This is a genomic window from Fibrella arboris, from assembly GCF_041321095.1.
Classification (GTDB): Bacteria; Bacteroidota; Bacteroidia; order Cytophagales; family Spirosomataceae; genus Fibrella; species Fibrella arboris.
The window spans coordinates 347,061-368,368 of the sequence record NZ_JBGGWE010000002.1 but is presented as its reverse complement, the minus strand read 5'-3'; the positions used below and the strand labels follow the sequence as shown (position 1 = coordinate 368,368).

The window sequence follows — 21,308 nt, the reverse complement described above, 5'->3', positions numbered from 1 at the left end:
AAGTGTCTGCTTTTTTGGCTAAACTCTGCTAGAATTATCCCATGAAAAAAAGCCGTTTGACGCTCCTTTTTGTCAGTACCCTGATGGCCATTTGCTGTCAGCATGCTGCCGTTTATGCACAAAGCCCATCTACGAAATACTACGAAGTACGGGTTTACCACCCAACCCCTGGTAAATACGAGGCCATAGTCGACCGCTTTCGACAGTATACCACTAAATTATTTGAAAAGCATGGAATGGAAAATGTTGGCTACTGGACGCCAACAGATACGAGCCGTAAAGAATTGATTTATATTCTCGCCTATCCAAGCAAAGCAGCCCGTGACACCTCATGGAAACATTTTGGTGCTGATCCTGCCTGGCGGGCGGTGGTAGCCAAAACCGAAGCGAATGGCAAATTGGTGGAGAAAGTTGACTCGTATTTCATGACGGAGTCAGACTTGTCGCCGGTGATTAAACCAATGAAAAAATCGCCAATGCGCACTTTTGAGTTACGTACCTACACAGCCCAGCCGGGTAAACTGCCTAATCTGCTCACCCGTTTCCGGGATCATACCAAAAAACTCTTCACAACGCACGGTATGGAACACATCGGCTACTGGTTGACAGCTGAAAAAGACGATGCTCAACCTAAACTGGTCTACATTCTGGCGCACCCGAGTGAAGCGGAGGGAAAAGCAAATTTCGACTTGTTCCGTAAAGATCCTGTCTGGGAAAAAGTGAAAGCAGCGTCTGAAAAAGATGGGCCATTAACGGTGAAAGTAGAATCTGTATATATGAAACCAACCGATTATTCGCCGATCCAATAAGACAGGTTGTGATACGGATCATTCATTCGGCCTGACTCCGCTAACCCAAGTATTAAGTATACTTGGGTTAATTTTTGACTAATTAATATGTATTGATAATTGATTGTCAATCAGTTAAAATTAGTTGTTACTTGGAAACTTACAGGCAAATACACGATAATCCATGACTATATTTTACTGGAAAATGCCGATTTCTTTTGCATTTTCTTACAGGCAATAAGCTAAATAACATTGATTAATCGCATGATCAATTAGGGAGGCCTAGCTTATTGCCTGATTAGTCACTGCGTTTTGTTGGCAGTGTAACTACCATGTATACGAACCAGTTGTTGCGAAAAGAAATCGGTCGCGCTTACTAAACCGGAACTCGTTAGCCAATACGTCTAATAAAAGTGAGTCCTTATAGACTCGCTGTTAACCATACGCTTTCGGACGATTATAGGTTGTACGTTAAATTTTTTTGGACGTACCTGTATTAAGTGCGTATGTTTGCAGGGAACATATAATCCTAACACTATGCAGACTGGCGAAATCCGCTTCTTCAATCCTTCGGAAAATTCAGATGTTGCTCCTAAAAAACGGGCTAAAAAACCAGTCACGCTGACGGGCTATATCTCATCGACTGGTAAGATCGTATTACCAAATAAAACGGTGGAACAGCTGGGAATAAACCCTAGTGACATGGCTTTTAAAGTTGGGGCACAGGCTGGTAAACGGACGGCCAAACTTCTGTATTTAGTGCCTGCTGATGCGTCTGACTCTGCTGCTTTTGAGGTAGTGAAGGCCGCTAAGAGTTATAGCATTTCGTTGCCTATCATTCTGCAAAAGAACGGTCTGGACTATGTTGGCCAGAAATACACGTTCCTGATTACGCCGTTCGATTTTGACAACGGCCTGACAGGATACATGTTAAAGCTCAACAAACCATCTGAAAAGACAGGTAAAGTTGGTCGCCCCAAGGCATAAGCTTATTCGTAAGACGGCCTGTTGCATCGGTCACGATGCACATATACCTTATCTACAAAATTCCCCAGTCGACTTATCAATCAAATAGTTGGCTGGGGAATTATTGTTTCAACTGCTTTACGGATACACGTCTGATCGAGCTAGCGTGTGGTAGGCTATTCAATAAATTGACGCTACTGTTCAGAAGACCAACAGGCAATTGAACGATGGAGAAGGAATATAGTTATCCATTCAGTAGTCGCTTAACTCTGGTGAGGCCCGTTATTTTTGTGCCTCATTCGACTCCTTACCTATGAAGAAACAAACCCCGACAACCAAATCAAACCCTAAAATTGATACGGAACTAGCCGTTATTCCAGGCCAGATGCGCGTACGGATCGAGCGCGTTTCACCGGAGACAGATGCAGGGTATGATCGTCCCGGCCGGTACCCGATAAAAGCAATCATTGGCGATACGATTCCAGTTGAAGCAGATATCATTACCGATGGCCATGATAGGCTGGCTGCCCGCCTGCTGTATAGGCACATAGCCGAAAAAACATGGCAGGAGGTTCCCATGCATTTGGTAGTGAATGATCGCTGGTCAGGTACGTTCAGCGTCGATAAGCTCGGGCGATATCTATATACTATTGAAGCGTGGGTGGATCATATTGCTTCCTGGCAACACGAAATTGAACTGAAAGTGGCCGACGGCCAGCGGATAAGCAGTGAATTGTTGGCTGGCGCTGTACTGGTCGACGGAATGGCACACCGTGCCGGTGGCGGTCCAAATGCCAACGCCACTGACGCCGCAGCGTTAATTCGAACGGCTACGCTTTTTCGGGAAGGGGCAGAACTAACAAATGACGCCGCCTACCAGGAGGCTGTTCATCTGGCCGAAAGCGACCAGTTTCTGATTTGGGCGCAGCGGTATCCTGAGCGGCAGCATCCGGCCCGCTACCTGGTCGACCTGCAAGTCGAGGTTGATCGGCGAGCGGCTGATTTCAGTACGTGGTACTGCCTGTTCCCGCGATCGGCGAGCCGTGAACTGGGGCCTGGCAACGTACCTGTACATGGTACGTTCAGGGATGTAGAAAAACTTTTACCGCGTATTGCCGGAATGGGTTTTGACGTGTTGTATTTGCCGCCTATTCACCCCATTGGAATGGCCCACCGCAAAGGGAAAAACAACTCGGTAACCTGCCTGCCCGGTGAACCGGGGGTGCCGTATGGCATCGGGTCTGCAGAGGGTGGGCATGATGCGATTCACCCTGAACTCGGCACCATAGATGACTTTAAACAACTGGTTGACGCTGCCAAAGGGCATGGCATGGAGGTAGCCATGGACCTTGCCATCCAGTGTTCACCCGATCATCCCTGGGCCAGAGAACATCCGGAATGGTTCAAGAAACGCCCCGATGGTACTATCCAATATGCTGAAAATCCGCCCAAAAAGTATCAGGATATCTACCCCGTGTATTTTGAAACAACCGACTGGCAAAACCTCTGGCTCGAGCTGAAACGCGTGTTGCTCGTCTGGGCTGAATGGGGCGTTCGGATTGTGCGTGTCGACAACCCCCACACCAAACCGTTTGAATTTTGGGAATGGGTTATTGCTGAGGTGAAAGCACACCATCCAGATATGCTGTTTCTGTCTGAGGCATTCACAAAGCCTAAAGTGATGCAGCAATTGGCTAAAGTAGGCTTTGCACACTCGTATACGTATTATACCTGGCGTAACAACAAGGCGGAACTGCAACAATACATGACCGAACTAACGGCGGGCGAGATGCGGCACTATTTTCGACCTAATTTCTGGCCTACCACTCACGATATCAATCCGGGTATCCTGCAGTCGGGTCATGAACCCCAGTTTCTGATCCGCTATTTCCTGGCAGCGACCCTGTCGGCCAATTACGGCATATACGGGCCATCCTTTGAACTGATGGAGCATGTGCCTGTTCCGAATAAGGAGGAGTTTCTGAACTCAGAAAAATACGAGATCCGGCATTGGGATTGGGATCGTACCAATAAGTTGACGTACCTGATCAGTCTTACAAACCGGATTCGTCGCGAGAATGCGGCCCTACAGAAAACGAACAACCTGACTTTCTGCCGCCTGGATGATGAACACCTATTGGCTTATCTGAAAGTGACGGGTGATAACCGCCTGTTGGTTATTGTGAATATGGATGCGTACAATCGGCGGGCGGGTGTAGTGCAGGTACCTATATGGCAACTGGGTATTAGCCAGGAACAGCCTTATACCGTACACGATCTGTTGACCGGGAACCGGTACACATGGCAAGGGGAATGGAACTTCGTGGAGCTGGATCCTTACATCATGCCCATGCACCTCTTCCGAATCGAGTAGGGGTAAGACCAGAAAAGGCAGCCGGATGGTCTGCCTTTTCTAGTAAATGAAGTGACGAAGCAATTCAAACAGGAGAGAAACAATGTCGGCAAGCCGGTTGGCAAACCAGTTGGCGATACTAAAATCACCGACGTTTGGGAAACTGAGTGTTGGTCGCTGAAACGTAGTGGGCAGCATATACCGGAGCGCTATCGCCGCTGCAATACATAGTCCATTCAGCGCTAGCGTTACCGCCAACCGAATGGAAGACTGATCACTGAAAAAACGCGGGGCGCGACTCATACAACTACCTGTGGGTTGTCACCGCAAAAATAACAGACAGTCGTATATATTTTCTACTGACAAGCTAAATATTGTTAAGTCAAATGCCAGTTAGTCAACTATTTGGCAATTATTTTAAGCAGTGTTCCCTTCTCGACCGGGTCGTCGGCCTTCAGGCTATTGACAACCCCTAATTCGTCAATTCGGCTGGCAGTCATACCCATACTCGTCATTACCTCGCGGAACGTACCTGCCCGCGGTGCCTGGCGAACGTAAATACGGTCAGGTTTACGAGTCAATTTTTCGGGATCCGTGAGTGAACGGAACCCTTCTGACACAGTTCGAAAGGTTGGGAACGACTTCTCGAAATCAGCCGCTGATGAGAGGCCATGCAACGCATAGATGGCATTATTATACTGAATCAGGTACGTGCCGATCTGCAATGTATTGGCGGCCGTTTGCTGTGGCGACGTCTGGCCTTGCTGCTGTTGGGGTACTTGCTGTGAAATGACGACCAGTGCCTGGTTGCCGTTCACGGTCCGTTTGCCGCTTTCCAGTATTTTCAGACCCAGCTCTTTAGCCATTGTCTGGGCTGCTTCGTCGAGCGAGCTTCCCTTCGCCAGCATCATGATCATCGACGACTTGCCGTCTTTAGGCCCCATCTGGAACTGACTTGGTGAGTTCTGTGTCTGCCATCCGGCTGGTACCGGAAACTGAAACCGTAGTTCTGGGTGGTAAAAGATATTATTTTCAACGAACCCCTGCTTAGGATCGTCGCCGAACAGCAGGCCATCGATCAACCGTAAATAGGTATCGCGATTTACTTTGTAATTGCCCGGATTCTGTTGCTGATAAGCCCGAGCCAGTTCATGCACCTTGGTATAACGGTTCCCCGGATCGGGGTGAGTCGATAACATATTGGGTACACTCTGTCCCGAATTGTCCTGTATTCGTTTAATGGTGGCGAAGAAATCGGCCATTTTGTTGGCGTCATACCCGATTTTACTGGAGTAGCCAACCCCGATCTGATCCGATTCTGACTCATGGGCCCGACTGTAGCTGAGTTGCAATAACTGGGCCCCCTGCATGGCTGATTCCAGCAGCCCGCCCGATTTATCGAGCAAAATGGCGCCCAGCAACGCGCCTCCCGTTGTCAGGATCTGACTGGTTTGCTGGCGTGCCGCGTGCTTAGCCGTGATGTGGCCGATTTCATGACCCAGTACTCCGGCAAATTCAGCTTCGTTATTGAAATGCGCCAAAATCCCCCTGGTGAAATAAACGTACCCACCCGGTACGGCAAAGGCGTTTACAATGGGAGAGTCAACAATGTAGAATTGATAAGGTAGTTCAGGTCTATGCGAAATGGCAGCCATCGCTTTACCCTTCTCATTCATAAAGGCCTGTAGCCGGGCATCTTCATACAGGCCCATCGAAGCCACAATAGAGGGATGCGACTCTTTGCCGATGGCAATCTCCTGCTCGGTCGACATCATGCTGAGCTCACGCTTGCCGGTAACCGGATTGCGGGCGCAATTTGTGAGCGTCAGCGCGATTGACACGATGAGCACACGTGAAAGGGTAGGAAAGTAGGTCATGAGGGAGTTATTACAAAATAAGGCCGAGTCCAAGGCCACCAAGAATGAGGGTGTAAGGGGGCAACTTAGTAAATTCAAGTAATAATATGGTGCCAAGCACCACGGCCACAAAGGGCCAATGAGGCACCATCGGTTCAAACAGGATTATAGCTGAAGCGGCTGTTAACCCCGTACTGGCCGCATTGATACCTTCCAGTGAGGCCCGAACCGGCCGGTGCCGTTTGAGTTGATCCCAGAATCGATACACAAAAAAGATGAGGAACGTACCTGGCAGAAATATACCAACGGTCGAGACCAGACTCCCTAACAATTGACCATGAAGTCCCTCGGTGCGCATGGCCAGTGTACCAATATAGGACGCAAACGAAAATACGGGCCCTGGCATGGCCTGTACTAAGCCCAATCCCGAGAGAAACTCTTCGCGAGTGACGTACTGCTTAAACGCCACAAATTCGTTGTACAGGATTGGCGTCAGTACCTGGCCACCGCCAAAAACAAGGCTTCCGTTCCGGTAAAAATTTTCAAACAACCGAACGGGCAATGACTGGGTAACGGCGCCTAGTATGGCTGCCCCAGCCAGTACACCAAACCAGAGCCCAAAATTGGCCCACTGGATCTGCATGGGTTGGTGCGTCATCTTCTCATGTTTTCGGTATGCCAACGAGGTTGTCAGACCACCTATGAGTATAACGATGGGGGTCAGGTAAGGCGACCTGAACGCGTAGGCAGCCAGCGCAGCCAGCACAGCCAGCACCAGGCCGGTCTGATTCTGGATCACCTTGCGGCCAATGCGATAACCTGCCACCACCAGGAAACCAACAGCCATGGGCTGGATGTACCGCGTAAACGCCAGTGACCCGTTATGTATCTGTATGTAATAAACGCCGATGGCAGCGGCGGTCATGGCCAGTGTAGCCGGTAAGCACCAGATTAACAGCGTTAGATAGGCCAGATTGGGTCCCCCGATCTTATAGCCCAGAGCTGTGATGGTCTGGGTGGAGGTTGGGCCGGGCAGCAACTGGCACAATGCGGTGAGCTCCATCAGTTCAGCTTCAGTGAAATAGCGCCGTTTACTGACAAGCAGGTCGAGAAACATGGTTAAATGCACCTGCGGCCCCCCAAACGTTGTAACAGCCAGAATCAGCACATCTTTCAAAAAGATGATATGCCGAATTTTTCGTACGGGCGTCAGGGTAGAAGGGCGTTTCAACGGGTGATGGGCTGAGATAAGCTAACTTGCCGGTAGTACATCTTTGGCAAGTTAGCGTATCGCGACTATTTTTTAAGACCTAGCTCCATCAGCCGTTCGTTGAGAAACTCGCCAGCGGTCATATCTGAATAGAGTTTAGGATTTTCAGCATCGATGCAGCTGGCAAGGCTAGTCAGGTCCATGTCGGCCCGGGGGTGCATGAAAAACGGGATCGAATAGCGCGACGTACCCATCTTTTCTCTGGGTGGATTCACAACCCGGTGAATCGTTGACTTTAGCCGGTGGTTTGTTAACCGATCGAGCATGTCTCCTACATTAACAATGATCTGGTCGGGCAGGGCCGTAATGGCGATCCATTTGCCGTCGCGGCGCAGTACTTCAAGGCCATCCGCTGAGGCGCCCATTAACAGCGTGATCAGGTTGATGTCGCCGTGAGCCGCAGCCCGAACCGCCCCGTCGGGCGTTGTTGTAGGGTCGAGCGGGAAATAGTGAAGCGCCCGCAGAATGCTGTCGCCCTTACGGACTCTGGGTTCAAAGTAATCTTCGGGCAGGTTCAAATAGATCGCAATGGCGCGTAGGAGCGTCTTGCCCGTTTGCTCAAGAATACGATACGTTTCAATGGTATACTGGCCAAAGTCGGGATACTCGGCGGGCAAAATATTCGCTGGCATCTCACCTTCCGGCTCGGGTTGTCCAACATGATAGAATTCTTTCAGGTCAGCCACCTTGAACCCTTTGGCTGTTTCCCGTCCCTTCCCGATATACCCGCGTTGCCCGTTGAGCTCCGGGTGCTCATATTGCTTCTTTACGTCGTCTGGTGCTGAAAAAAAAGACTGAGCGGCCGAATAAAGGTTTTTAGTCAGGGCATCTGTCAGGCCGTGATTCTGTATGGCAACAAACCCAATATTGGTAAAAGCATTGCCCAGATCTTCCACAAATTGCTTGCGACGGGCCTGATCGCCTGACGTGAAATCCGCTAAATCAAGCGAGGGAATTTCGTTGTATTCTGATAAATCAGTCATAGTTGGTGACGAAGTTTGTCTGCGCAAAATTACAAAAACGGCCGTTAAAGTAACAGATTCCTTTACTCACCTGTGGCTACCTCAGGCCTTTCGTGCCTTTTCAGACAGGTAGCATCGCTATACACGATTAATCCAATCGTTTACTCGCCCGGCGAGTTGGCCGGATAGCCTATAACCTGGCTATCGAGCCAACTGAAGAGGGAACGCCATTCAATAGACGGGGCACTCCCAGGTTTCTTGTGGGGGGGGAATCAACTAAGCGCCAGCCAGGTACGTTTGCTGAATCTCAAAGCAAACGTACCTGGCTGGCGCTTAGGCAATGAGCCGGTTTAGTTAAGCGAAGGCTTTAGCGGCCTTATCCCAATCATATAGATTCCAGGCGGCAGCTACATAATCCGGGCGTTTGTTCTGGTACTTCAGATAGTAGGCATGCTCCCAAACGTCTAAGCCGATTAATGGTGTACCTGGCTTTTCGGCCAGTTTCATTAACGGGTTATCCTGATTTGGCGTAGAAATAATATCGACACCGTTGCCGTCTTTGATCAGCCACACCCAGCCAGACCCAAACCGACCGGTTGCCGCTTTGCCCCACTCTTCCTTGAACTTGTCGAATGAGCCGTATTTCTTGTTAATGGCTTCGGCCAGCGCTCCTTTGGGCTGTCCTCCGCCTTTGGGCGATAAGATATTCCAGAAAAACGTGTGATTCCAATGACCACCCCCGTTGTTCCGAACCGCAGCCGGCGTTTTGGCATCGATGCTACGGACTAGCTGATCAATATCCATGCTCGCCATTGCCGTACCTGCCACGGCCTTATTCAGGTTATCTACGTAGGCTTTATGGTGCTTACCGTGGTGGATCTCCATCGTCATTTTGTCGATGTGTGGCTCAAGGGCAGCTGCATCATAGGGAAGTGCGGGCAGGGTAAATGGGCCAGCCTGCTGTAGGGCCATGACACGGGTTTGGGCAAGCGTAAGACCGGCTGCCGCGCCGAAGGCTAACTTCAAAAATTCAGAACGATTCATGTCGACGTGATTTTAGTGCAAAAAGGGTAATTGGACAGTAAGAAACCGAACAATTGAGTAACTAAGGCTATTGGTAGTTCTGCCGCGGGCAAGGTGGCTACTGCTTACTGACCATTTACTCAATTACCTGATTTCCGTATGCGCCACTCCCTCCCTGGCAAGTAACGATGTTTTCAACGGACAGCCAAAATCCGGCCCATACCCTTAGCGCACGGGCATACCAGGGCGGCTGAGCCCAGCGGCTCCGGGGCGGGGTGCCGATCCCGGTGTTGGCGCCCGGCGACGTGAAACGATGCGGTCACCATCGCGAAGCTGGTTTTCTTCTACAGTTTTGTAGGGGTCTACGAACCGGTAGGGCCGGTACCATGCCCGGCGGATATAAAAATACCATTCGTAGAACTCGCCCCTGGGATTAGCGATCTGAATCATCCGGTTTGGATTTTTCCGGTTGTCTTCGTCGATGGTCAGCTTGAAGCCATCGCCAACGAGCATGACATCAGGAATCTTCGAGCGCATATCGTAAGGATTAGGCTCATTGTAGTTCACGTCGAGCACAAACGTGACCACCTTTGTATTGTTTCGATCGCGCTCTGTGAGGTTGGGGAGGCGGATCAGCGGATTGTATTTCCAGATTTTATAAATCTTGGGCGGAATCTGCTCGAACAGCTCATAGGCCCAGGTGATGAAATAGGGAAGTGGAAAAGCCAGCATCGTGCTAATCAGCGGTCGCACGTTACCGCGAAACTCCTGGGTATTGAGCGATTCAAATAGCTTTGGCGAGAACGTGAGCGCGAAGAGCGTAAGGCTGCCCACCAGGCCGATATATAGGGTCATGATGGTCCCTGTCATGTAATCGTCTACTTTGATCCAGCCGAACATGGAGCGCAGTACCGTTACATGAACCATGCCCAGTAGGAAAACGATGCCCAGCGTGATGGCATAGGTCCAGAGGCCGATGTCACTGGTGGCAGGCAGGAATTCGTTGATGACGATGGCATGGGCCAGGAAACCAACCAGGCCAAATACCAACATCGCCGCCAGCGTGTATAAAATTGTTGACCGTACGCTGGGCTTACGAATAAAACGGCTTTTTGCCTGATTTACGGTCCCCGTTACCAGTGTACGGGCTTCGTTACCAAAGTTGGGTGTGTACATGGAGGAAAAGGAATAGGTACGTACGTCGAATAGCGTGTGTATCGTGTTGGCAATAACGCGAATAAAAAGCAGAAAATGTAGCTGATCTTACAAAGCGGATACCTCACCGTAAGCCAATTATAGCCAGCATACGGCCAGTAAGGCCCGCCTCGAGCCGGTGCGAGAAATAATCACCGTTGTGCAAGACGGTCGAGTAGGGGGAAATCTCGATTTGGGTATCTGTTAAGCCGAAGGCGCGAAGCTGATCGGCAGTAGCCTGTTTCAGATCGACCAGCTGTTTTCCGGTCTCTGACCCGGTAGTCACCCTGCTGGCATTGAACTGGCTGGCAACGGCTGGTCCGACCTCGAACGAGCAGGCATCGATACACGTACCTACGTAGGCCAGGCAATCGGCGGGTTGGGTGCCGTAGTTTGTTTGCAGGGCCAGCAGTGTATTGGTCACGATGCCGCCAACCGTTCCGCGCCAACCCGCATGAATGGCCGCTACGGCCCGATTACGGGTGTCGAAAACCAGAATAGGCGTGCAGTCGGCGACGGTCACCCCCACGGCGAGGCCAGGTACATTGGTGATCAGCGCATCATACCCCGTGGTTCGCCCGCCTGCTGTTGCTACCTGCACGGCAGTGCCGTGAACCTGGTACGAACTGGCCAGATTTCCTTCGGTCAACTGCCAGTTGGCCAGCCACAGGCGGCGGTTTTCAGCAACGTGGGCAGGGTCATCGTCGGTGTTGATACCGAGGTTCAGCGAGCTGTAGGGCAACCGGCTGACGCCGCCGTGCCGTGTGCTTTCGGCAGCAATCAACTCAGCAAACGGCCTGAAGAGGGAAGGTGTTCTGAATGAAGCATTTTCCATACCGCAAAAGTAGCCGTCAATACGTGTTTTCAGGCAGCTGGTCTATTTCTCCTGGGCTAGAAGATACAGCACCGCCATGCGCACAGCGACCCCATTTTCGACCTGGTCCAGAATAATGCTATGAGGCGAATCAGCGGCATCGGAGGTTAGCTCAACGCCCCGGTTGATCGGGCCGGGGTGCATCAGTACAATGGGGCGGTCCAACTCGTCGAGCATCTGTCGGCTGATACCGAAATAAAGGCTGTACTCACGCAGGCTGGGAAAGTACTTGATCTGCTGCCGCTCTAACTGAATGCGGAGCACGTTGGCCACATCGCACCACTGTAGCGCCTCACGTACATTGTGGCCGACACGCACACCCAGCGATGTCATGTACTTGGGAATCAGCGTGGTTGGGCCGCAGACCATCACCTCGGCGCCCTGTTTTTGCAGGCAGAATATATTCGAGAGGGCCACCCGCGAATGGGTAATGTCGCCAATGATCGCGATGCGTTTTCCGGCCAGATCGCCCAGCTTCTCGCGCATCGAAAAGGAGTCGAGCAGTGCCTGGGTGGGGTGCTCGTGCGTGCCATCGCCCGCGTTGACAACGTTGGCCGGAATGCGCGACGAGAGGTAATGTGGTGCGCCCGGGCTACTGTGCCGCATGACGATCATGTCGACTTTCATGGCCAGAATATTATTGACCGTGTCGAGTAGTGTTTCGCCTTTTTTTACGGAACTACCCGACGCCGAAAAGTTGACGACATCGGCCGATAACCGTTTTTCAGCCAGTTCAAAGGAGAGGCGGGTACGGGTCGAATTTTCGAAAAAGACGTTGGCAATCGTGATGTCTCTCAGCGAAGGCACCTTCTTGATGGGCCGATTGATAACGTCTTTAAATTGGGTTGCTGTCTCCAGAATAAGCTGAATATCAGTCTGGTTCAGGTCTTTGATGCCAAGCAGGTGGCGCGTACTAAGTTGCGGCATGGGGAGGGCACGGTCCGACGGATCGGTAGGCGACGATTTGGCAAATATAATCCGTAACTAGGTAATTGAGGTAAGCGGTAGATTGGGTAACTGGTTTATTGAGGGGGTAGGGTGCTGCCCGGTTACCCAATCACAACCAGGCCAAACCCGGGCAGAGTCAGCATGCCGTCGGTTAACAACGTACCTGGAACTGTGTCTAACTGAACGTACCTGGCCTGCTCTTCAGCGGCCGATAACATAACATCGATGGGGGCTTTGGTTAGGTTCTGAATCACCCATACGGTGCCGTGTTCGTTGTGGCGGCCAAATGAAACGATTCCTTTCTGACGAATGCCGCTCAGCAGTAACCGACTACGGTTATCGTTCAGGATCGAATGACCATTGCGGAAAGCGATCAGGCGTTTGTAGTGGCTGAATAGTGAATCGGGGTCTGTCTGTTGTTGAGCAAGGGGCTTGACTGTCCGGCTGGTCGAAAAGCGGGCATGCATCCAGCGGGCGCGGTCAGGGTCTTTCTTGCCAATGTTCCAGATGAACGGTTCACGGATGGATTCGTCGGGTTTTAGCCCCAGCATGCCAATTTCCTCGCCGTAATACAGGTATGGGTTTCCGGGCAGGGTTAGCAGCAGGTTGGCGGCTACCTTCAGCTTGTTTATGTCGCCTTTCAGCAGGCTACCAATCCGGTTCTGGTCATGGTTGGACAGAATCAGGGCATCAATGAACTGATCGTTCACTTCGCCGTAGGCCGATTGCGTTTCTTGCAGGAAGGCCATCACGTCGTTGGCGTCATCGCCCTGCCGGATGATCTCTTCCAATTCAAGAGCCAGGTCGAAGTTGAAATTGGCCTGTAACCCCCGGAAGTAAGGTGCTACTTTATTGGGCCGGGTCCATACTTCGCCAACCAGGTACGCGCCCGGTTTTGCTGACTGCACCACCTGCCCGAACTCGTCCCAGAACTGATGATTCTTGGGTTCTTCGGCCTCCCGATACAGGTGCCGCGCCGCATCGAGCCGGAAGCCGTCTACCCCAACGTCGGTTAGCCAGTAGCGGACGATCTTATATATTTCTTCGCGCAGCGGCTGATGGTCGAAATTGAGGTCGGGCATACCGCTCCAGAACATCCCGTAATATTTCTCCGTTTGCTGGTCTCGCTGCTTGCTGCCTGGCGCGTAATGCCAGGGGCTGCGTTCGTCCGAATCGGCGGTGATGTCGCGGGTGGCCAGGTTGCGCCGTTTGATTTCGTCGGGCAGCATCCACTTGTAAAAGCTTCGATACGGATTATCAGGCCCTTTCGCCGCTTCCTGAAACCAGTGATGCTGGATGCTGGTGTGGTGAATGACCAGATCCATCAGTACGGCGATTCCTCGCTGGTGGGCCTCATCGATCAGGCGGCGAAAATCGTCCAGCGTTCCGTAGTCGGGGTCGATTCCGTAATAATCCGTGATGTCATATTTATGGTAGGTGGGCGAAGGATTGATCGGCATAAGCCAGATGGCCGACACGCCCAGATCGCGCAGGTAATCCAGCTTCCGGGTGACGCCATTCAGGTCGCCAATCCCATCGTGGTTACTATCGGCAAAGGCCCGTACAAAAAGTTCGTAATGTACGCCGGTGGAACCCACGCCTGGGTTTCCGACAGAACGCGTAGAGAGTAATACGTCAGGTGTCAAGTTGTAAGCGGTAATTGATGCTAAACTTATTAAGGGTTTGAAGACCTTATAGGTTTGATTGGATACAAAAAAACTCGCCAAGCGGCAACTGCAATGTAACCGTTTAATAATTAAAGATTAATCATTTTTTAACCGGACTTCGACTTTATATTTTGCCAGCCTTATACTATAGGATAAGAATAGAATGCTTTGGAATGAACAATTTAACGCTTTTGACCACTTTCATTATGCGATTTCCGACAATAAAATTGCCAGTCAACCTGTACCTAGCTCAAAAGCTTTTACAGTGTACGTTGACGCTGATGGTAGGGTTCGTCCTCTCCTGTAAGGAGGAACCTTACTCGAATTTGCCTGCTGCTACACAGGAGGGGAAAACACAATTGGCTGTTACATTGACGGTCAGCGTTGGACGCCCGTGGCAACCGATTGGAAAAGTTGAAGTGGTGTAACTCGCTATCTGGCTAAAGAGCGTACACTTCTGATTGGAGGAGGAAACGACAACAAGCGACAATACATATTGTTAACGCTCGCTAACTATTCAGAACAGCCAAGTACGTACAAACTGGATAGTTTATGTGACGACCTGCCTCGAGTTTGTGCTAATACCGCCTCTTATGGAGAGCAAAAAGCTTTGTCGTTTAATGAGGCATATTGGACTGAATATCAATTTTATGGCAAAATAATAATTACAAAACACACCGCTAGTTTTGTTTCTGGCACGTTTGACTTTACCGCTCGTCAGCGTGCAACTGGCAAAGTGGTTCACATTACGAATGGCCGTTTTGATACACCCTATATTACCTATTGATTAACCTCCCTAAACTTTTCATTTTATAACTGTTTTTACCCACCATGGTGGTGGGGCGTTCTACTCGTGCTTAGGCTGTTGGCCACGTGACTGATCAACACAATCGGTTTTTAAAATCTTAGCAGCAATTTTAAGTTAGCCCGCTCGTCGCGTAGCGGCAGGGGCGGACCTAACGTCTACAGGAAATTAAGCTGTTTAAGGAGCCACACCGTCGCGCAGCGACCTAACCATTCAGCGTGTGGTTAGGTCGCTACGCGACGGAAATACCTATAGCCAAGCCTTTTGGCTACAGACATTAGGTCGCTACGCGACGGTGCGGCTCCTTAAACAGCTTCTTATGGATTTGATTGGGTACAAAAAACTCGCCGGGGCTTTTAATCCGGCGAGTTCGATGAGGGAACGATCACAAAAAACTGCTTATTTCTTTGTGATCGTGATTTTAGGTGCGTTTGCGTTGGTGAAGTCCAAGCCGATATCGTAGGTGCCGGCTGCGGCAATTTTGATATTCGCTCCGTTCAGTTCGAGTGATCCGTTGGCGCCATCATCGCCGTAGTTGGTATCCCACTTATTGTCGGCACGAACTTTTACGTCACCAACTTTGAGTTTAACGCCGGTGAGTTTCCAGAGACCGTCTTTGGTCAGATCTGGGGCGAACGCCTGATCTGGGCCATCCCAGCCATTGGGTGTAGCGTCGCCAACGAGCCCCCAGGCTTTTACGGGCGTAAACGTGTATTTCAGGCCAGTCGCTTTCAGGTCCGCTACGATCAGGTACGTTCCGGCAGCAGCAACCTTGATGTTGTCGCCCCCCGCCGACAGTTTACCTGCCGAGCCGCCGTAGTTGATAGCCCAATCATTATTCTGGCGAATTTTAATATCTCCCGCCTTCAGCGCGACGATAGCAAACCACTGGTCAGTAGCCGGGTCATAGGTCAGCTTCTGATCTGGCCCATTCCAGCCATTAGCCGTAGCATCGCCAACAACACCCCAAGTCAGTTTGTCAACCGAGTAGACCAGCGTTGACGCATTGAAGGTCACGCTGTACGTACCTGCGGTCACCTTGATGTTGTCGCCATTCAGCGACAGCTTGCCTCCCGAACCACCATAGTTGGTATCCCATTTGTTATCCTTCCGAATTTTGATCTCACCATCGACCAGCGTCACATAAGCGACAAATACGTTCGGGTCAGCTGTTTTGTAGAATGGCTGGTCTGGGCCGTCCCATCCGTTGGCGGTGGCACTGCCAACCAGCCCCCAGGGCGAACTCAGGTCGAGCCGATCGAGGTAAGGCGTTGCCTTCACGCTGGCTAGGGCTGACGATAACACGGTACGGCCACCCAGGGCCGACTGCACTTTGACGTCTACATCGCCTGCGGTAGCGGGTACCAGTCCCAGACCGATTAACAGACTGTTCAGCTCCGATGCTTTAAATGTTTTGGTCAAGCTGGTGCCAACGGGAAACGAAGCAGCTTTCGAGAAATCACCCCCTTTCTTATCGATCAGAATGGTGTAGTTGGCCGCCGCATCGTAACCGTAATTGGGCTTGGGCCAGCTGATGGTCAGCGCGTCTTTATCGGCATTGTCTTTGGTTAGTACTACCGTTGGCGATGAAACGCTGACAACCGGTACCGCCGAAAAATCGAGTAGCAGCTTTTCCTGCTCTTTTTCGCAGGCTGTCAGTGTCAGCAAGGCCGACGCCACAACCAGGAAGCTTTTAAGTAACGATTTCATATCAATAGAGTTGATTGTTTAGTGTCAAGTGTCAAGTTTCAGGTGTCAAGTTTCAACTGGTGCTACTGATCAACGAGTTGGTTGACTGGCAACGCCACTTGAAACTTGACACCTGACACCTGAAACTCTTTTTCTTAATACCCTGAATTATTCTGCTTTAACGTTGGGTTGGCGACCAGGTCTGTTGCCGGAATCGGGTACAGATTGAACCGGACATCAACGGCGCGTCCTTCCTTCACACCGCCTTTCCACGGCCACAGATACGTACCTGTCGTAAACCGGTCGTACCGGATCAGATCGGTGCGGCGGTAGCCTTCCCAATACAGCTCACGCGCCCGTTCGGACAGAATAAAGTCGAGGTTAATAGCCGTTACCGTTGCTGCCTTGGCCCGTGTCCGCAGCAGGTTCACGTAGCTGATCGCTGTGGCCTGATCGCCTCCGGTTCCGCCGCGCAGAACAGCTTCGGCATAGGTCAGGTACATATCGGCCAACCGGATGAGTGGGAAGTCGGTATCCACGAAGTTCTGGTCAGAGCCGGCCTTACCCGTCGAGGTTACGTTCCGGTATTTGGAGATGGCATAGCCATCAGTGAACGTACCCAGCTCATTCAGGTCGCGTTGCTGACCATCGGTGTAAAACACGCCGCGTTTGTCGGCTGCTGCCGTGGCGTCGGGGAAAACGTCGGCCAGTTTCTGAGTCGAACGAATACCAGCCCAGCCACCATTGACTCCGTAACTGCTCACGTTCATGCTGCCACCCACCTGGGCGTGTACCAGGAAGGTCATGCCACCGTAGGTCTGGGTACGTGTGCCATCAAAGGTGATCGGGAAGATGATCTCTTTCGACAGGTTATTGTCGGCCGTAAACAGGTTCAGGTACGTTGGTTCCAGTTTGTAAACGCCCGAGTCGATCACCTTCTTCGCGTACGTGATGGCATCAGTATACCGGGCGGTACCGGTATACACCTGTGCATTCAGGTACAAACGGGCCAGAATAGCCTGCGCAGCGGCGCGGTCGGCCCGGCCATACTCAGCGGCACCTGGCGCTGCCAGTTCCGTTTCAATAGCCTTCAGCTCACTTTCAACATACGTGAACAACTCCTGACGGGTCGCCTGTTTAGGCAGGAATGAACCCGGTGCATCGGCTTCCGTCACGAATGGAACCGTACCAAACATGTCGATAGCATGGAAATACGCCATGGCCCGCAGGAAACGGGCTTCTGCCCGGTACGTCTTCGCATCAGTAGCCGACTGCCCGCTGATTCCGCGTTCACTCAGCTTCGCGTCTGACGTTTCGCGAATGAACTCGTTCGAGAGTGAGATCAGGTAGAAAATACGGTTGTACATCGCCGTAATGAAGCCATCGCTCGACGTCCAGGTAATCTTGTTGATATCCTGGATCGTGGCGTCGTTCCAGGCGATCTTAGCCTCGTCGGTGGGTAGCTCCTGAAGTTTCCATAGCAAGCGCATGTAATTCGATGTGCCTTCATCGATACCCGAAATGTCGGGCTTACCGGCTGGGCCTTGCTGGCCGCTCACCGCCAGGGTTGCATATAAACGCGCCAGCACCGACTTGTAGTTGGCCGGGTCAGCGTAGACCGACGCTGATGTTACTTCGTATTTGGGTACCCGGTCGAGGTCATTGGTGCACGACGAGGCCACTGCCATTGCAGCAGCCAGCATACCCACTTTTATCGTTAATTTAAACATGATTCGATTTGTCGTTTAGAAGTCAAGATTTAGACCCAGTGTACCCACCCGTGGCCGTGGGTAAAAATTGTTGTCGATACCGCCCGAAATCTCTGGATCGAGACCCGTGTATTTGGTGATCACAAACAGGTTCTGGAAGGTGGCGTTCAGGCGAAGCGTAGCCCGTTTCCGCATCACCTGACCGAAGTTATAGCCAAAGTTCAGGTTGTCGAGGCGCAGGAACGAGGCATTCTCAACGTAATAATCCGAGAAGAACTGCTGCGCGCGGAAGCGGGTGTCGAGCACGTTCGTTGAGGCGTTAGACAAGAAGCCCAGTGAGTTGACCATACTCTGCGTGGTACCGTTACCGGCCCGCACGTTATTATATACGTAGTTGCCGGCGGTTCCGCGCAAGACGAAGCTGGCGCTGAAATGACCCACGGCCAGGCTCGATGTAAACCCGAAGAGCTGAACCGGATTAGCCGTTTTGTACCGGTAGCGGTCGTTGACAGTGATGCTGCCATCATTGTTCAGATCCTGGTACACGCCTTCGATGGGCTGGCCATTGGCGTTGTATATCTGCCGGTTCACGTAGAACGTGTTGGTTGGGTACCCCACCGTCTGAATCTGGATGGTGTTGCCGGTGCCGCCCGAAATGCTGCCAACCAGAATGCCCGGATCGTTTGGCGTAGGCACTTTGGTCAGGTTCGTGATCTTGTTCTCGTTGTAGGTGTAGTTGAAGCCTACGTCGAGCTTTAAGCCTTCCCGCTGAATGGGTGTCGTGTTGATCAGAAATTCAACGCCCCGGTTTTGCAGATTACCAACGTTGGTCAGAATCTGGTTGGTCAGGTTTGAGCCTGCCGCTACGGGAATAACGGCGAGCAGGTCTTTTGTCTTCTTATCGTAGAAATCAATGCTACCCGAGATGCGGCCATCAAACAGGGCATAGTCCACGGCAGCGTTGATGGATTCGGTCTGTTCCCACTTGATGTTGGCATCGTAGCCGCCAGCCCGCAGGGTGTTATAAAATGTGTTGCCAAACTGGTACTGCGCCGTTGGGTCAGAGATCAGGTACGTTGGCAGATAGGGGTAGTTGCTCACGCCAGCCGGCAAATCCTGCTGACCAGTTACCCCGTAACCCAGCCGCAGTTTAAGGGCTGAAACCGTTTTTGAATCCCGCAGGAAGTTCTCATCCTTGATGCTCCACGAAGCACCTACTGATGGGAACCAGCCCCAACGGGCGCTTGGGCTGAACCGTGACGTGCCATCACGACGGATGGTAGCCGTTAACACATACTTGTCGTTAAACGTATAGTTCAAACGGCCAAAGAAGGCGAGTAGGGTGTACTGAGTACGGAAAGGATTACCTGCCGGATTGTACTGCGCACCGCTGGCGATGTTATCCGCGTAGCTGGGCTCATCGCGAATAAAGTCCTGGTACGAATAACCACCCGTTGCGTCAACGCGGCTCCGAATGCTCTTCAGGTCTTTCGTGTAGTTCAGGTAGAACTCCAGCGTTTTATTGCTACGTGTCTGGGTATATATCCGGTCAACACCACCCGTAGTGGCAAAATCGCCCGTAATGCCCGGACGACCCTGACCGCGTCCATAGCTTGATGCAGCGTAGGCTGGCACCTGCACCCGGCCATCTGTCGATGATACGTCCAGGCCCACGTTCAGGTTGGCCCGCAGTTCGCGCAGGAACGGCATGCGGTAGTCGAGCTGTACGTTCCCTACCAACCGGTTGATCTGATTACGGTCCTGCTTTTCGAGCAGTAACCCCAGTGGGTTACGCGTTGCCTGGCCATTTGGCCGTCCAGTGGTTGGGTCCAGCCATTCGAAGAAGCCACCATAGTTGTCGTTTCCACTGTAGACAGGCTTGGTCGGATCAAAACTGATGGCTGACCCGATCGCTCCCTGATCGGCAAAGCGGTTATAGACGATCGATCCTTTGGCGCTGACGTCAACACGCAGGTCATTGTTCAAAAACCTGGGAGAGAGGTTCAGGGCTACCGAGTGGCGCTGGAAATTCGAGGTTTTCAGAATACCGTTCTGGGTAGTGTAGCCGTACGAAACACGGTAGGGGATGTTCCTATACGATCCCGACACCGCCAGATTGTTATCGTTGCTAATGCCCATCTGATATATCTGATCCTGCCAGTCGGTGTACGTAGTCCCACTGGTAAGCGTACGCTGCTCGGGCGTGGTAAAGCCAGTAGCCGGTGTTACGTCATTGATCAGCGAGCGAAACTGATCGCCGTTCAGGACCGACACTTTTTTGGCAATCCGTGATAGCGACAGTTGGGTTGAGAACGTGAACTTGGGTGCACCCGAAGCGCCCTTCTTCGTGGTGATCAGGATAACGCCGTTAGCTGCGCGGGCACCGTAGATGGCCGCCGCAGAGGCATCTTTCAGGACTGTAAAGGTTTCAATATCGTTGGGGTTAATCAGGCTAAGCGGGTTAGCGGCTCCCGAAATTCCCTGATTGTCGACAGGTACGTTGTCAATTACAACGAGTGGGTCATTACTCGCGTTCAGCGACGAACCACCCCGGATACGGATGGTGCTGCCGCCGCCAGGCTGGCCGCTCGGCGGAGTGATAGACACCCCCGCCAGCTTACCGGCGATGAGTTGTTCTGGAGCAACAATGTTTCCTCGCTGAAACTCATCGGATGAAATCGACGCGATTGAACCGGTCAGATCTTTCCGGCGCTGCGTTCCATAGCCCGTCACGACTACCTCCTGCAATGATTTGGAATCATCAACAAGGGTTACATTGACGGTCGTTTTATTACCGATAGTAACCTCTTGGGGCGTTTTGCCGACGAAACTGAACACCAGCACACCTGTGGCTGGTGCCTGAATACGGAACGTACCTGTTGCATCAGTATTGGCGCCTTTGGTTGTCCCCTTTAGCGCGACAGTTACGCCGGGAAGTGGTGAGCCGTCTACTTCAGTGACGGTTCCTGTAATTGTTTGGTCCTGTGCCAGTGCCGGAAAAGCTACTAGTAGCATCAGCACCACAAACGCCTTCAGCGAACGGGAAGAGATCGCCGCTGCCGTTTGGAAAAACCTTCTGATAGAGAGGTATTTCATGGGGTAACGTATTATTTGTTGAAATGAACATAGAAGAAGCCAACCACACGCTGTGGAGACAACTTTATCTTGCAAAAATAATATATTGAGACACTATCTGTCGTTCCA

At 51.7% G+C, this 21,308-nt stretch carries 16 protein-coding genes; 4 read left to right on the top strand and 12 right to left on the bottom strand.

Going from position 1 to position 21,308, the window contains the following annotated elements; all coding sequences use genetic code 11:
- Positions 1-83: 83 nt before the first annotated feature.
- From ACAW75_RS04070 to ACAW75_RS04060, 3 genes are all read left to right on the top strand, one after another.
- A complete protein-coding gene (locus tag ACAW75_RS04070; protein WP_370727613.1) occupies positions 84-809 on the top strand; it encodes an NIPSNAP family protein in 726 nt (241 codons plus the stop codon).
- Positions 810-1,325: 516 nt separating this feature from the next.
- Entirely contained in the window at positions 1,326-1,775 is a 450-nt protein-coding gene (locus tag ACAW75_RS04065; RefSeq protein ID WP_370727398.1) for a hypothetical protein, read from the top strand.
- Positions 1,776-2,067: 292 nt separating this feature from the next.
- Positions 2,068-4,128, top strand: coding sequence for an alpha-1,4-glucan--maltose-1-phosphate maltosyltransferase (locus ACAW75_RS04060; protein WP_370727397.1), 2,061 nt, complete (start codon positions 2,068-2,070; stop codon positions 4,126-4,128).
- Positions 4,129-4,167: 39 nt separating this feature from the next.
- On the opposite strand, the gene ACAW75_RS04055 is transcribed toward ACAW75_RS04060, so the two are convergent.
- The 9 genes from ACAW75_RS04055 to ACAW75_RS04015 all read right to left on the bottom strand — a co-directional run bounded on the left by ACAW75_RS04055 (position 4,168) and on the right by ACAW75_RS04015 (position 13,880).
- The gene (locus tag ACAW75_RS04055; RefSeq protein WP_370727396.1) at positions 4,168-4,410 is read right to left on the bottom strand and encodes a hypothetical protein; all 243 of its coding nucleotides are present in this window, start codon (positions 4,408-4,410) and stop codon (positions 4,168-4,170) included.
- Between the two features lie 98 nt (positions 4,411-4,508).
- Entirely contained in the window at positions 4,509-5,984 is a 1,476-nt protein-coding gene (locus ACAW75_RS04050; RefSeq protein WP_370727395.1) for a M48 family metalloprotease, read from the bottom strand.
- A gap of 10 nt (positions 5,985-5,994) precedes the next feature.
- Positions 5,995-7,194, bottom strand: coding sequence for a chromate efflux transporter (chrA, locus tag ACAW75_RS04045; protein WP_370727394.1), 1,200 nt, complete (start codon positions 7,192-7,194; stop codon positions 5,995-5,997).
- A gap of 65 nt (positions 7,195-7,259) precedes the next feature.
- Positions 7,260-8,216, bottom strand: a complete 957-nt coding sequence (locus ACAW75_RS04040; protein WP_370727393.1) for an isopenicillin N synthase family dioxygenase — start codon at positions 8,214-8,216, stop codon at positions 7,260-7,262.
- A gap of 333 nt (positions 8,217-8,549) precedes the next feature.
- Positions 8,550-9,239: a superoxide dismutase gene (locus ACAW75_RS04035; RefSeq protein ID WP_370727392.1), complete on the bottom strand. Its 690-nt coding sequence runs from the start codon at positions 9,237-9,239 to the stop codon at positions 8,550-8,552.
- 204 nt (positions 9,240-9,443) lie between these two features.
- Entirely contained in the window at positions 9,444-10,394 is a 951-nt protein-coding gene (locus ACAW75_RS04030) for a TssN family type VI secretion system protein (protein ID WP_370727391.1), read from the bottom strand.
- A gap of 103 nt (positions 10,395-10,497) precedes the next feature.
- Positions 10,498-11,247, bottom strand: coding sequence for a peptidoglycan editing factor PgeF (pgeF, locus tag ACAW75_RS04025; protein WP_370727390.1), 750 nt, complete (start codon positions 11,245-11,247; stop codon positions 10,498-10,500).
- A gap of 42 nt (positions 11,248-11,289) precedes the next feature.
- Positions 11,290-12,213, bottom strand: coding sequence for an aspartate carbamoyltransferase catalytic subunit (locus tag ACAW75_RS04020; RefSeq protein ID WP_370727389.1), 924 nt, complete (start codon positions 12,211-12,213; stop codon positions 11,290-11,292).
- 122 nt (positions 12,214-12,335) lie between these two features.
- Positions 12,336-13,880: an alpha-amylase family glycosyl hydrolase gene (locus ACAW75_RS04015; protein ID WP_370727388.1), complete on the bottom strand. Its 1,545-nt coding sequence runs from the start codon at positions 13,878-13,880 to the stop codon at positions 12,336-12,338.
- Between the two features lie 457 nt (positions 13,881-14,337).
- On the opposite strand from ACAW75_RS04015, the gene ACAW75_RS04010 reads away from it, so the two are divergent.
- Positions 14,338-14,688 (top strand): DUF6252 domain-containing protein, encoded by a 351-nt coding sequence (locus ACAW75_RS04010; protein ID WP_370727612.1) that lies wholly within the window; start codon positions 14,338-14,340, stop codon positions 14,686-14,688.
- Positions 14,689-15,105: 417 nt separating this feature from the next.
- On the opposite strand, the gene ACAW75_RS04005 is transcribed toward ACAW75_RS04010, so the two are convergent.
- The 3 genes from ACAW75_RS04005 to ACAW75_RS03995 form a co-directional block, all read right to left on the bottom strand.
- Positions 15,106-16,416, bottom strand: a complete 1,311-nt coding sequence (locus ACAW75_RS04005) for a SusE domain-containing protein (RefSeq protein ID WP_370727387.1) — start codon at positions 16,414-16,416, stop codon at positions 15,106-15,108.
- Positions 16,417-16,550: 134 nt separating this feature from the next.
- Positions 16,551-18,125, bottom strand: a complete 1,575-nt coding sequence (locus ACAW75_RS04000; protein WP_370727386.1) for a RagB/SusD family nutrient uptake outer membrane protein — start codon at positions 18,123-18,125, stop codon at positions 16,551-16,553.
- A gap of 15 nt (positions 18,126-18,140) precedes the next feature.
- Positions 18,141-21,200 carry a SusC/RagA family TonB-linked outer membrane protein gene (locus ACAW75_RS03995; protein WP_370727385.1) on the bottom strand — a complete coding sequence of 1,020 codons (3,060 nt, stop codon included), beginning with the start codon at positions 21,198-21,200 and terminating at the stop codon, positions 18,141-18,143.
- Between the last annotated feature and the right edge of the window lie 108 nt (positions 21,201-21,308).

Bases quoted from the DNA above. Each gene is read 5' to 3' on its own strand.
- ACAW75_RS04070 (WP_370727613.1), top strand. From the start codon at position 84: ATGGCCATTTGCTGTCAGCATGCTGCCGTTTATGCACAAAGCCCATCT.
- ACAW75_RS04065 (WP_370727398.1), top strand. From the start codon at position 1,326: ATGCAGACTGGCGAAATCCGCTTCTTCAATCCTTCGGAAAATTCAGAT.
- ACAW75_RS04060 (WP_370727397.1), top strand. From the start codon at position 2,068: ATGAAGAAACAAACCCCGACAACCAAATCAAACCCTAAAATTGATACG.
- ACAW75_RS04055 (WP_370727396.1), bottom strand. From the start codon at position 4,410: ATGAGTCGCGCCCCGCGTTTTTTCAGTGATCAGTCTTCCATTCGGTTG.
- ACAW75_RS04050 (WP_370727395.1), bottom strand. From the start codon at position 5,984: ATGACCTACTTTCCTACCCTTTCACGTGTGCTCATCGTGTCAATCGCG.
- ACAW75_RS04040 (WP_370727393.1), bottom strand. From the start codon at position 8,216: ATGACTGATTTATCAGAATACAACGAAATTCCCTCGCTTGATTTAGCG.
- ACAW75_RS04035 (WP_370727392.1), bottom strand. From the start codon at position 9,239: ATGAATCGTTCTGAATTTTTGAAGTTAGCCTTCGGCGCGGCAGCCGGT.
- ACAW75_RS04030 (WP_370727391.1), bottom strand. From the start codon at position 10,394: ATGTACACACCCAACTTTGGTAACGAAGCCCGTACACTGGTAACGGGG.
- pgeF (WP_370727390.1), bottom strand. From the start codon at position 11,247: ATGGAAAATGCTTCATTCAGAACACCTTCCCTCTTCAGGCCGTTTGCT.
- ACAW75_RS04020 (WP_370727389.1), bottom strand. From the start codon at position 12,213: ATGCCGCAACTTAGTACGCGCCACCTGCTTGGCATCAAAGACCTGAAC.
- ACAW75_RS04005 (WP_370727387.1), bottom strand. From the start codon at position 16,416: ATGAAATCGTTACTTAAAAGCTTCCTGGTTGTGGCGTCGGCCTTGCTG.
- ACAW75_RS04000 (WP_370727386.1), bottom strand. From the start codon at position 18,125: ATGTTTAAATTAACGATAAAAGTGGGTATGCTGGCTGCTGCAATGGCA.
- ACAW75_RS03995 (WP_370727385.1), bottom strand. From the start codon at position 21,200: ATGAAATACCTCTCTATCAGAAGGTTTTTCCAAACGGCAGCGGCGATC.